We start from the raw sequence: 12,949 nt of genomic DNA on the forward strand, positions 1-12,949 counted from the left end.
CTCTCAGGTCGGCTATGCATCGTCGCCTTGGTGGGCCGTTACCCCACCAACTAGCTAATGCACCGCAAGGCCATCTCAAGGTGACGCCGAAGCGCCTTTCATCAACGGACCATGCGGTCCGATGAACTATCCGGTATTAGCTCCGATTTCTCGGAGTTATCCCAATCCTTGAGGCAGGTTCCTTACGTGTTACTCACCCGTCCGCCGCTCATTCCACTGCCTTCCCTCCGAAGAGTTCCGTCAGCTTCCTGCGCTCGACTTGCATGTATTAGGCACGCCGCCAGCGTTCGTCCTGAGCCAGGATCAAACTCTCCATGAAGTGTTTGACTTGCTCGTTGTTGTGACCGGAGTCACGATTGACGAAGCTTGCGCTTCATTCGTTTTCGTATTCCGTAGAATACGATTTTTGCCTCATCGTTCAGTTTTCAAAGTTCGTCTGTCGCCTTAGCGACTTTAATAGATTAACAGGTTGTTTTGTTTATGTCAACCATGCTTTTTAATAAACTTTTCAGCCCCAACGAACCGTTTATAAAAGGCGTCTCGCTGGAACATTTATTAATATAACAACAAAATTCGACAAACACAAGCATTATTTTAAAAAAACTTTGCAAAGAGTTTAAATCCTCTTCGCAAAGCCTTTACCTTCTTAACATAGCGCCTACTGTAAACGCGATATTCGCTGGGCGTTCTGCTAGCCTTCTCATCAAATACGTATACCAGTCCAAACCATGTGGAACGTAGATGACGACACGATAACCTTGTCGAACTAACTCTTGTTGTCGTTTTGGTCGCATGCCTTGAAACATTTGAAATTCAAACCGTGATGGATCAATTTGTTCCATTTGAGTAAAGTCAATGATTTGCTGAATAACTTGTTCATCATGTGTCGCGATTTGCGTGTAGTTGCCTTCTAACAAATTAATCTTCACTAATTGAAGGTACGTCTCATCGACGGTCTTTTTAGGTTGAATATAGATTTCATCGTCTCCATCGTATGCGCCTTTAACGACACGTACTGTTGCCTGAAGACGTTCTAGATCAAAACGACTGCGGTATACATTTGCCTGTAATGCAATTCCGACGTTTGGATAATGTTCATGTACGCGTTCGAATACTCGAACGATTGACTCGACCATCATCGCTTCTTCCATATTGACTGTCACACGCATGTTTTGTTGATCTGCAACTTCCGCAATACGTCTCAACTGTTGATAGGCGATATCTGGATCAATCCTTAATCCGATTGAAGTAAGTTTTAAAGATACTTGTGCATCTAGATCATATGCTTTGATTTGTCCGATGACTTTGATGCATTCGTTCGCAATCTCTACCGCGTCCTGTTCAGTCTCGATGAATTCGCCTAAACAATCTACTGTCGCCGCTCGTCCATCTTGATTGAACTGTTTGACTGTGTCGAGTGTCTCTTCCGCGCCCTGCCCTCCGACGAACAATGTTCCACCAAGTGGTAACCCGACTTTTCTGGCTAATTGAATCAGTAACTTATTTTCAGCCAAGTACTCGAATACAGGTCCAGTAATCTGCTGTAACATCTGAATCATCCTCTCTCTTCTCCCTTACCCTCTCCCTAACAAAAAAACGTCTTTCTTCTATATAGAAGAAAGACGTAGTTTGGATTAATGCAACCAGATGAAGTAACCGAGGAAGCCGAGTGACAACACGTACATGATCGGATGCACTTCTTTTGCTCGTCCTTTCGCGATCATCGTGACCGGGTAGAAGAGGAAACCGAATGCAATCCCTGTTGCGATCGAATACGTTAATGGCATCATGATGACGGTCAAGAAAGCCGGAACAGCGTACTCGAATTTTTTCCAATCAATCTGAAGCAGTGAAGCTGCCATCAATACACCGACGATGATCAATGCAGGCGCTGTGACCGGTGCTGTAATGATTGCAAGTAATGGTGAGAAGAATAAAGCGAGACCGAAGAACAATGCTGTGACGATTGCGGTCATCCCTGAACGACCACCTGCTGCGACCCCTGCACTGGATTCAACGTAAGAAACCGTTGTTGATGTTCCAAGAATCGAACCTGCTACTGTCGCTGTTGAGTCAGCAATTAATGCGCGACCCGCACGCGGTACTTTATTTTCTTTAATCAGACCCGCTTGGTTTGCTACTGCAACCAACGTACCTGCTGTATCGAAAAAATCAACGAAGAAGAAAGTCAGGATGACAATCATCATTTGAACCGTGAAGATTTCATCGAAGTGAAGGAATGCCTGTCCGAATGTCGGTGCGATACTTGGTGGTGCTGAAACGATTTCACCAAGACTTGTTGGGACTGGAATCAAACCGAAGATCATTCCAGCAATCGCCGTCACGATCATTCCAAAGAAGATCGCGCCTTTGACACCGCGTGTCATCAAGATCGCCGATACGACAAGACCAAATACCGCGAGAAGTGTTGTTCCTTTACTTAAATCACCGAGTGAAACGAGTGTCGCTTCATTCGCAACGACGAGACCACCTGTTTTCAAGCCGATAAAGGCGATGAACAAACCGATACCTGCTGCGACTGCCATTTTCAACGGCTCTGGAATCGCATTGATGATCACTTCACGAATGCCTGAAGCCGTTAATACCATGAAGACGAGACCTGAGACGAGAACGCCCGAAAGTGCAGTTTGCCATGGAATACCCATTCCAATGACGACACTATATGCGAAGAAGGCGTTTAAACCCATACCCGGTGCAAGCGCAATTGGATAATTCGCAAATACTCCCATTGTGATGGAACCGATGATTGCGACGAGCGCTGTAGCACCGAATACCGCTCCCGCATCCATGCCTGCCTCTGCTAATGTGTTCGGGTTGACGAATAAGATGTACGCCATGGCGAAGAACGTCGTCATGCCGGCGATGAACTCTGTACGCATGTTCGTACCAAGCCCATTGAAATCAAAGAAACGCGCAATCGCATTTTCTTTTGCTTTCGGTTGGTGTGGCTGTTTCAATTGTGTGCTCATGATTGCCTTCCTTCCAAATAAGCCGTCTCCTTGAAAACGAAAAACGGCCCTTACCTAAGCGGTAAAAGCCGTTTCAATAAGCGCACGATGTTGCGTGTGCGCCGTAGTAGGAACCTTTACGGTGTTCCTGTAGAGACTTCCGGGCCCTATCCCCAGAATTATACGGCATTATTTATGTTTTTTAGTGGTATGAAAAATAAGAACAGACACATCGTAGCATGCTCAAATTCACGGGTCAACCATAAAAACGAAATTTAACCACTTATTTTATCCGAACGTTCGGTTTTGTAAGCGTTATTTTTGAGTTGTCTTTAATTTGCAGTAAAAAAGAAGATAGCTGATCGCTATCTCCCTCTTAGTTTGGTCCATTACAGTCGTTTATGATCGTCACGGTCTACGTCCGTTCTCGTATCCGTACCTTCATCAATATCTGCTTCCTCGCGTCGTACCGTTTCAGATACAGTTTCTGTATCTCGCACTTTACGTTTTCCAACAACAATTTCTTCAGAGACTACATCTTCTTTTGATACTACTACCTTTTCTTCTGAAAGCGGTACGTGAATGGAGTCGTTCTCATCTACAAAAGCATCTGTTCCCGACGCATTATGATCCACTTTACGCCGTTCCACATAAACTTCTTCCCTCTCTACCGGCACCTCGATCGATTGTTGATCTTCGACTACGTGTTTACTGACGTTTACTTCCCCTGTTTGCACTCTTTCTTTATCTACATTTAACCGTTCTTCATGCAGGCGAAGGCGTTCTTCTTCTGTATCACTGTTCGTTTCAGTAACACCAGTCCGATCTGCACCAGACCGATCGACCCCTAGAGTATCGTCATAGTCTTGGCTTCGGTCTGCACTTAAAGTGTTGTCGTAGCCTTGGTCTCGATCTGTGCGGGAAAGAGAGCCGTTATCAGAGAGATGGTCGTTGTGATCCCGATTTGCTTCGACTCCCGTGCGATCATATTGATTATCGTTTACTCCAGAAGTTTGGTTGTAGCTTTGACTATGCTTTTCGTAAGAATCGCCATAGTCGCTGTCTACATATAAAACCAGCTTGCCGCTTTCTACCTGACGACGGTATTCTTCTGATTCATCATGCGATAAGCCCATTCCGCGGAATGCTTCCGTAGAAGAGTCGTCTGAAAAGGCAGCCATGAATTTCCCCATAAATCCTTGGTGCTCTTGTTCACCGGCAGTATCTACATTGACGTTTGTCTGATTCTCTACCATGGAGAAGGAATGTTTATCTTGAGCCACGACATACATATCTCTTTCGTCATATCCCTGCGCTTTCAATTCGTTTACTTTACTCAGTACTTCCGCTTGGGTATTAAATACTTGGATAAATGTATCTTCTTTTCTCGTCATGATCTCTTCCTCCTTTTTAATAAATGCCACGAAAAATAATAATTAGCTCTTGAAAATCAATCTTATATGCCAACAGTTTGAATTTCCCCTACTTTTTTTCTGATTAAACCTGATTTTTTTGTACATCTTTTTTAATTATTGAAGGCTCTTTGGAATGTATTGATCCTGTTTACTAGAGCATGTTCATTATTAAAATTTTTCCTGTTTAAAACGTTTTAGTCATGCTACGCAACAAGAAAAGACCCTTACCTAAGAAGTAAAAGCCGTTTCAATAAAGGTACGATGTTGTATGTGCGCCATAGTAGAAATCATTACGGTGTTACTGTAAAGTCTTTCAAACCCTGTCCCCGGAATTATACGATAATATTTTTTATTGATATGAAAAACAAACACAGCCACATCATAGCATGGTCAAATTTATGACTAAACCATAATCTAGTCGATCGACTTCAGCTCATGCCCAATCTATTATGAGAGCGTGCATCCTATCCGTTTAATGATTTATTATATATTCCAGTAAAAACTAACAAAATATCTCGATACATCTTAATTGAATCTCTCGAATAAATTGATTTTGTCTAATGTCATCCAACAGTTCGATGCGATTGGTTACGAAAAAAGCTCACTTCCATTCACAAATAATGTGAACAAAAGAGAGCTTCATTTTGAAATAGAGTTGTTGAAGGTGAAACAGACTTCTTTTCACCTATCCCCTTTAAAACGTTGGTACGACAGGTTTCATGAGACGAATTTTCTCAGCAAGTCTAGTCCTTATTCCCACTCAATCGTTGAAGGTGGTTTCGACGTCACATCGTACAGGACGCTTCAAAAACATTGGTATTAAAGGGTTTATCAATCTATTTAACTTAAGATTCCGCTCATTTTTTCACATTATTTCCTTATACAATTGTAGCAGGTCCCAAGCTTCCTAACAATATACTTATTGTTTTAGTCGGGCGTATTAGAGTATTTCATACTTACTTAGATTTTCCCGATGCAGTAGTAAAGTCAACAGTATACCGTTCAACAAATGAATCATGCTCTAACTGAAAGCTTTTTATCAATTGGGACACAGTAGGTTTATCATATGAACAAGAAGCTACTTGAGTAATGAAAATACTTAAATTACGTCTAAGATCCTCTAATTTTTCCTTGTTTATGATTCTTATAGAATGATGTGGTGAAGCCGCATACTCAAAACAATTATAAGGATGAATCATAATCGGAATTTTTTTAGAAATTAACTTATATTGATTTTCGAACCAGATCAAAGACCCATTTAACTGATTGCAGTACCTTTTAGAAATCGTTTTTGTTTCAGCTTCATTTTTACATTCAATTATAAGCGCTGAATTTTCTCCAGTTGCCCACAAGTTGTCTGGTCCTTTGTTAAAATCATTCTCAGGTCTTTGTGAAACAAAACCTAAGTGATTACCTAAGTCTTTAACAGCTTGCTCGAAGTTATTAGCCGAATAATTATTAAATTGCAGTTTTTCTAAAACTGCGTTGAACCCTAGAATATATTCATTTGTATTTGAGTATGTTTCCATATTGAAGTCGATAATTCTATCAACTTGGTTTGTATTTTGAAATTGTAACTTATTATATGTTATTCCGCTAATAGGGTAAGGTAAAGCACTATTCAAAGTTTTAGATGCTATAACCAGCTCTTGTGCGTTTACATTATTATAAAAATTCGTATACTTAGCCAATTTGTATTTAAGATAGCCTTTCGCTTTTCCACCAGCATTATTGACTAAATCTTGAGTGATTTTTGATGCTTTTACATAGTCTCTTGCTTTGGCTAAATCAAATGCTTTTTTTTGTTCAAGAGTATCACTATTAAAAATCAGTTCGGAATTATACTTTACTTTTAAAATTGTCGCATTGTGTAGTTTAATCCAATTAGGATCTCTTTTTAAACAATATTTAATGGTAGCATCGATTTCTTCTATTTCTCCATTGATTATCTGTTTGTTGATATTTTTAGAAAGATCCATTTGCTTTCTAGTAGCTTCTGTAAAAGCATCTCTAGCTCCAGGAGCGTACAAAGCTTTCACAAGAGAATTACCCATAAGAAAGACTACACAATAATCTTCTTTAGACCTTACTCCACGTCCCATTCCTTGCTCAATTCTTTGTATTTTATCAAATAAGCTTTGTTTACTACCGCTTAAAGCTACTTCTTCAAATTTCCCAAATGTACTTCTCGCATCCGGCAAACCATCTAGAACCAATATTTGACAAGCACTTCGAGGCAAATCTATACCATCATATCTATTAATAAGAACTACTAATCCTAAATGCCTTTGTCTAAGGCTGCTAGTCGTTCTGATTAAATCTTCGTGATTCTTAACAATAACATCAGCCACATCATTCCAAAAATTCGAACGATATTCAGAAGGAACTAGAACTACAACATTATTGTCTAATGATAACTGTTTAAAGTAACTTTTTAAATTTTCATCTGTAATCTCAGCATTAATATCTTGCGGAATCACAATAAGTCTCTCACCAATATCATTTGCTTTCTCTGGTGAAATTGCTTCTTGAACACTAGTACTTTCAATATTAAAATGTGAAACTAAAACAGTATCATCTTCAATCGTAGCGCTCATAAAAACTCTTCTCGAACATTCATTAAAACTAGGAATTACTTCTACTGGCAAGAAATCTAAATTAATCGCAATCTCTTCTGATGAAATAACGCAGTCTGCTAAATTTAAATTATCCTTTATTAATGCCCAGTTATAAAACAAGCTTTTATTATTTTCACCATTATCTTCTCTTTTAGAATGAAGAAGCTTTGTAATGGAAGAAACATTTTCTTGCCAATTCCAAAAAGGAATTAATTGTTGTACACCTCTGTCTCCATCCTCTATTTCTAGTAATCTATTCTCACTTTGATGCTTAATCGAGTCTCTAAAAATATCAAAAATTTCATCATATAGAGAATTGTCTCTAGGTATAGTAACGGCGAATTGAGATTTAGCAATCCTCATACAAGCATGAGCATCATCCACTACCATACAACCAATCTCTTTTTTAATTTCGTTTATTCCAAATGTAGATTTACCATTTATAATTCTATGTATATTTATAACTAATATAGATTCTCCTGTCTCAAAATCTGGATCTGAAGGATCTTTTGTAACTTTAATTCCCAAATCATTTGCTTCACGCACAACTTGTTCAATTAAATAATTATCAGGAACAACATATACTGCCGGACCTTTACTATCATTGAGATACGATCGTAAGATAAGCAAACCAATTACAGTTTTACCACTGCCTGTGTTCATTTTAATAATTGTATTGTCCTCATCAAACTTTTGTAGATGCCACTTTTCAAGAACCTCTACTTGAGGATGTCTCAATAACGCATTATATTTCTCGTTTTTATTTGGTAATAGATCGAAGATTTCAACTGGATTAGTAACGGATGACATTAAAGTGTCGCTTAGTAATTTTTCAAAGTTTAACATTGGATGCTATCATCTCCTTATTATTTAATACACTTCGTTTCATTTTAAACCAATTAAACCTATAAATGTTAAATTAATTACATATAAATTTCGTTTCACCTCTATTTACCAATATATATTTGTATGATTTTTAATGCGTGTGGATATGCCTACCCGTACTCTCTAAGCAAAAATATGACTTAATAAACGTGATATTCACCCCCCCCTTTATTTCGGATTACATACATTAATAATTATTTAATTAATTATTAGATTGAAATACATAATTAAACTATTAACGAAAAGATTTCTTCTAAACTTTCTTATTCATTATTTTCTTTAATAATTTTATAGACAGTCGCTCTTCCAATTCCGTATTCTTTCGCAATATCGCTCGCACTTTCTCCAGCTTCAAAGAGGGTACGTACACGCTTCTTCACTTTTTCATCTATAGTAGGTCTACCTCCAATTCTACCTCGCTTACGAGCTGCAGCTAGTCCAGCTTTTGTACGTTGCTGAATAATATCACGCTCAAACTCAGCAAAGACAGCCAACATGCCAAACATCGCTTTCCCAGTCGGAGTGGATGTATCAAATGCATCACTAATTGATACAAAATCAACTTGTTTCTCTTTTAGTTGCTCAGTTAATTCATATAACTCTTTAGTGCTTCTAGCTAACCGATCTAGTTTATAGACAACGAAGAGATCTCCTTGAGTAGCAGCTTTCATTGCATTCAACAACTCGACTCTCTCACTCTTTCGACTTGATACTTTCTCAACATACATCACTAACCGCAGTCCTTTTTCCTCCGCATATTTCTCAATAGCTCTTTCTTGCATATTTAAGTTTTGATCCTCCGTACTCACACGACAATACCCGATGATTCGATGCATTCATCTAACCTCTTTTCTTTTTTCTCATACGTTTTATATACAAACTACAATAGACGAGTTTATAGACAAAAACAACAAAAAAGAGAGAGCATAAATGTTAGTTTATACTCTCTCGGTATTCCGTCTATAAAACGATGATTTAATAAACTGTCTTTATAGTGAAAATTATGATTTTTTGAGAATAGAATCTTTTAATTTTTGATTCAATCTAATTGTTGATGGCATATCATCTTCATTTAAAGGCATTCTAATATGACTTTGTTTTAAGACAACTTTTTTATTGCTACTGGTTATTTCTCCAGTAGGTTTTATAAATATATCACCATCTTCATAAAGCTTATCATGTATTTTACACAAACAAATCCCATTGTTAATACTATCATCTCCACACATATAAGCTGGGTATATATGGGCAGCTACCAACAATGATGATTTAGAAATTTCGCACATTGCACATTGATTATTGTAAGCAGTTAGTACATTCTTTCTAAAACTGCTATCCCTGATTAATTTTCTACCAACTGTTTCTACATACTCTCTACCTTCAGGATAAAGTCTTCGAGAGTTGATAGATTCTTCGCTCTCAAGCTCTATTGTCCCATCTTCATTTTCGATTGCTTTAGGTAATAAATTGTATCTTTTTTTTGACATATCTAAAAATGCTTTTGTTCCTTGTTCATCGAACACAATCAAAACCCTGATTTCACCTCTATTGTGCTCATCTAGAGAGAGTATTATCGGGTAAACTTTGTTTTCGTCTAAATCTTCCAAATAATGTTCAACTAACTGGCGATTTCTTTTTTCTCTAATTGCTGCATTATTTGTTTCAATTAACAATTTTTTTGTGAAATATCTTTTTTCACTATCAATAATATGCATATTAATTTATCCTTTTATTTATTAGTTATTTTTCTATCAATAGTACTAATTAACACGTGTGCTAGCTTTTAGCTTTTAGCTTTTATTTTTTATGTTATTATCATTTAAGTTTAAAAATAAAAAAGATAAGGTGATTACATGAATAATAGTAAAGAATATTGCCCTTACTGTAATGCTGACCTTCAAGGAGAACCGATTCCGGAAGAATCACAGAAATTTTATGGAGCAACTCACTTCACACGAAAAATTGGGAAAACGAGTGTGGAATTCGATAGTGTTCGTAAGTGGCAATGCCCAGATTGTAAAAATGAATGGGATAGAAAACCTACAAAAAAAGTATAGTCTACGTGTACTTTAGCTACTCAAGTTTAGAATGTTTGTTCCGAAAACTTCTTCCCAAAAAGGTGAATATGCTAACCCTAAGCGAATATCTTGAAATTCACTTTCAAACTTCATCTCAAACTGATCATTTAAGGAATTATCATCAATTAATTTAGATACTTCATTTAGGGATTCAGTCACTCTATTTATTTTTGGATGGTCATAATCAGGAACCCATCCATCGTCCCATTTTATAAGTCCTTGACTTTCTAAATCTTGAAACTTATTTTGATTATGATATTCGTTGGAATAGAAACCTTCAGTTCCATTTTTGAACTGATAATAAAGTACAGTTACAAGTTCTATAGACAATTGTCTCAATCCTAAATTCACTTTCTCCACAGCACTAAGAAATTTGTCCCATTCATCCATATTTTCTAAATCAAAAGCAGTTACTTCTTCTGCATCTTTTAATGTTCTTAATGAGGTATTTTCTCTTCTTAGTCTATCCAATTCATCATTAACTTCTTGATACGCTTCTTGATATTCCCTCAACGTTTCTTTCAATCCATCCATCATTTCGACTGTGATACGCTCTCTATCATCATCTAATGATTTAGAATAAGGCAGAACTACATGCTCTAAAAGTTTATTAGCTCTAGTTGTAAAACTTACTGAGTTAAATTTACCAATTTCTTTTTCTCTCATCGATTCTGCTAATCGTAAGAAATCTTTAGTCGAATTTAATGTTATTGATTGAATAACTGACCGATATGGGGTGTCTTCAAGTGCTCTATGATCTAGATTTGGAATTATGACAGGAAGAAGCGACTGTTCATTAATCCATGCTGCCCCCAACTCACATAAGCAAAATTTACTATCTAAATAATTCGGAGTAATTATGGGTAGAATAATATCTGCGTCCTTCATCCAATCTTTAATTGCTTCTATCCAATTTTGACCTGCAGAAAATTCTTCATCCGAAGTCAAAAAAAAGTTTTCTCTTTTCAAACTAAATTGATTCTGTAATAGATCTAAAAAACTAGTAGCTAAATCAGCATCTTTAGTAGAGTGGCTAATAAATATTTTTTTCAAAAGTCATTTTCCTTTCGTAAGCTAAATATTGATTAATAAAACAAATAATTTATTATTTAATAATAATGCGCTCAAATTAGTAAATAAGTATTATTAGTTATTCCACAGTTTAATTATATATTCACTTTCTTCAGGCTCTCTCCATTCGGTTTTAGCCTCTTTTAACTCGTCCCAATCGTAATTATCAAGTAAATGTTCATTACTATGAACTAGATTACATCCCTCTACTCCATACGAATTTTTTATGATTTCAATCAAGTTTATTTGTAAATCTGATAAGCTTTTCCCATTTAAATACTCGTATGCAGAAAATGATTTTGAAGATCCCTTTTCGTAGTCATCTGGCATTTCGGCTTCAAAAGTATGTTGAAGTACAAATTTTTTATTTTCTCTAACGAGAGTTAATTTTTCTATTTTATGATTTAAAGTCATAGTAGTCTTCAATGAAGAAACAGACCTACGTATGTTTTTTTTATTTACTTCAGTTAAGTCGTAATCATGAATGACTGTATATTTGATTCCAAAATTATTTAAAACGTTTAATAACAAATACATAGTTCCTTTACCATTGCAATTTATTACACTTGTTTTATAAAAATCTTCCGGACTAATTAACCCTTCATCCTTTAGTTTTTCACCTATCACTTTCCATGCAATTACTTCTGTATCTCCTTCAACCAAAATCACTTTATCTGCAAAAAACACTTCATTTACATATGGATTAAATCGGAGTAACGCTTGAATACGTTCCTTTTCATGAGAGGGCAAACCATAAATATCTGAATCAATTTGGTTTAACTTTACTCCGCTTCCAGAATCAACATAAACTTTCGCAAGAGTTCTATTAGATTTTGATAAATCAACAAAATTAGGTGAATGAGAGGTTGCAAGTACTTGGAAAAAGCCTTCATCTGCTAAGCTGTATAAGGTGTCTTTGAAGACTCTTGCTAGATGCGGATGCAAATATAACTCTGGTTCCTCCAGCGCAATAATTAGAGGTCTGTTATTTTTTACGTTATCTGATTCAAAACGATTTTTGTACTTTCTAAATCCTTTGAACACGGATAAAATAAATGTTCGTTGAACGCCATTTCCTTGATGATTTAAGTCAGTATCTAAACCATTATTGTAATTAAAGTTTGTAGCAAGCGAAGTCTTCACTATTTCTTCCACAGGATTAACATTCATTTTAAATTTCACTTCGGTCGAGGTTACTTCACTTAAAAATTCTTTAACTTCATTTTCAAAATAAGTGATTTTCTCATCGTCATGTTCATTAATTTTTCTTTGTAATTGCTGAGTTTTTTCATAAGCATCAATATATTCAGGTAATCCTGCTACAACGCTTTTATACAAACTAACTAACGTTTTCATATGAGCTGAATTATCTTTAAGTTCATCATTTGCATCCTTCACTGCCGGTATGTAAACAATTTCAGGAAAAACATTTAAGAAGTGCGATCCATTATTTCCTCCGCCAAGGTTCCCTCCCCAATGATCCTCTGCTAAATCATGTTCCTCTGATCCAGATGTTTTAGATTTACGTACTACATTCGTACCATAGTTATAAATCGCTCTTACAATAAATTTTCCTGTTTCTTTGTGAATTGAATTTCGAAGCCCATGCATTTGAATTTCATCATCCGTAAGTTCACTAAAAGTCGCATGAAAACTAATCGGTTGGCTAGTATCATGGTTATGATATAGTTTTGGATCTAATTTTAAGCTTTTATCGCTAAATTGTGTTAAAGCTTGCAGGATAGTACTTTTACTACAGTTATTTGGTCCGATAATAATAGAGATTTTATCGACGTTCAATGTTATTTCTTTAATTCCTTTATAATTTCTAATAGTTAATTTGTCTAACTTCAATCTAAACACCTCTTTTTACCCATAATACTACGTACAAAAGGAATATATGTACTTAATTA

At 36.2% G+C, this 12,949-nt stretch carries 8 protein-coding genes, 1 rRNA gene and 2 riboswitches; all 9 genes read right to left on the bottom strand.

Going from position 1 to position 12,949, the window contains the following annotated elements; translation table 11 throughout:
• A 16S ribosomal RNA gene (locus HZS85_RS11045) occupies nucleotides 1-319 on the bottom strand; the annotation flags it as partial.
• Nucleotides 320-638: 319 nt separating this feature from the next.
• Entirely contained in the window at nucleotides 639-1,559 is a 921-nt protein-coding gene (locus HZS85_RS11050) for a proline dehydrogenase family protein (RefSeq protein WP_251137964.1), read from the bottom strand.
• Nucleotides 1,560-1,634: 75 nt separating this feature from the next.
• The gene (locus HZS85_RS11055) at nucleotides 1,635-2,939 is read right to left on the bottom strand and encodes an NCS2 family permease (RefSeq protein WP_214856338.1); all 1,305 of its coding nucleotides are present in this window, start codon (nucleotides 2,937-2,939) and stop codon (nucleotides 1,635-1,637) included.
• A 135-nt stretch (nucleotides 2,940-3,074) separates the two neighbouring features.
• Nucleotides 3,075-3,176: riboswitch (purine riboswitch) on the bottom strand.
• Between the two features lie 182 nt (nucleotides 3,177-3,358).
• Nucleotides 3,359-4,363, bottom strand: coding sequence for a DUF2382 domain-containing protein (locus HZS85_RS11060; RefSeq protein ID WP_214856011.1), 1,005 nt, complete (start codon nucleotides 4,361-4,363; stop codon nucleotides 3,359-3,361).
• A 279-nt stretch (nucleotides 4,364-4,642) separates the two neighbouring features.
• Nucleotides 4,643-4,744: riboswitch (purine riboswitch) on the bottom strand.
• Nucleotides 4,745-5,340: 596 nt separating this feature from the next.
• Nucleotides 5,341-7,848: a DEAD/DEAH box helicase family protein gene (locus HZS85_RS11070; RefSeq protein ID WP_214856013.1), complete on the bottom strand. Its 2,508-nt coding sequence runs from the start codon at nucleotides 7,846-7,848 to the stop codon at nucleotides 5,341-5,343.
• A 302-nt stretch (nucleotides 7,849-8,150) separates the two neighbouring features.
• Nucleotides 8,151-8,723, bottom strand: a complete 573-nt coding sequence (locus HZS85_RS11075; RefSeq protein WP_214856015.1) for a recombinase family protein — start codon at nucleotides 8,721-8,723, stop codon at nucleotides 8,151-8,153.
• Nucleotides 8,724-8,888: 165 nt separating this feature from the next.
• Complete coding sequence (locus tag HZS85_RS11080; protein WP_214856017.1) at nucleotides 8,889-9,602, bottom strand: HNH endonuclease; 714 nt, start codon at nucleotides 9,600-9,602, stop codon at nucleotides 8,889-8,891.
• Nucleotides 9,603-9,956: 354 nt separating this feature from the next.
• Entirely contained in the window at nucleotides 9,957-11,018 is a 1,062-nt protein-coding gene (locus tag HZS85_RS11085; RefSeq protein ID WP_214856019.1) for a toll/interleukin-1 receptor domain-containing protein, read from the bottom strand.
• 93 nt (nucleotides 11,019-11,111) lie between these two features.
• Nucleotides 11,112-12,890, bottom strand: coding sequence for an ATP-dependent nuclease (locus HZS85_RS11090; protein ID WP_214856022.1), 1,779 nt, complete (start codon nucleotides 12,888-12,890; stop codon nucleotides 11,112-11,114).
• Nucleotides 12,891-12,949: the final 59 nt, after the last annotated feature.

It is taken from the genome of Exiguobacterium sp. s130, assembly GCF_018619055.1.
In the GTDB taxonomy this organism is placed as follows: Bacteria; Bacillota; Bacilli; order Exiguobacteriales; family Exiguobacteriaceae; genus Exiguobacterium_A.

Bases quoted from the DNA above. Each gene is read 5' to 3' on its own strand.
- HZS85_RS11075 (WP_214856015.1), bottom strand. From the start codon at position 8,723: ATGCATCGAATCATCGGGTATTGTCGTGTGAGTACGGAGGATCAAAAC.
- HZS85_RS11060 (WP_214856011.1), bottom strand. From the start codon at position 4,363: ATGACGAGAAAAGAAGATACATTTATCCAAGTATTTAATACCCAAGCG.
- HZS85_RS11070 (WP_214856013.1), bottom strand. From the start codon at position 7,848: ATGTTAAACTTTGAAAAATTACTAAGCGACACTTTAATGTCATCCGTT.
- HZS85_RS11080 (WP_214856017.1), bottom strand. From the start codon at position 9,602: ATGCATATTATTGATAGTGAAAAAAGATATTTCACAAAAAAATTGTTA.
- HZS85_RS11050 (WP_251137964.1), bottom strand. From the start codon at position 1,559: ATGATTCAGATGTTACAGCAGATTACTGGACCTGTATTCGAGTACTTG.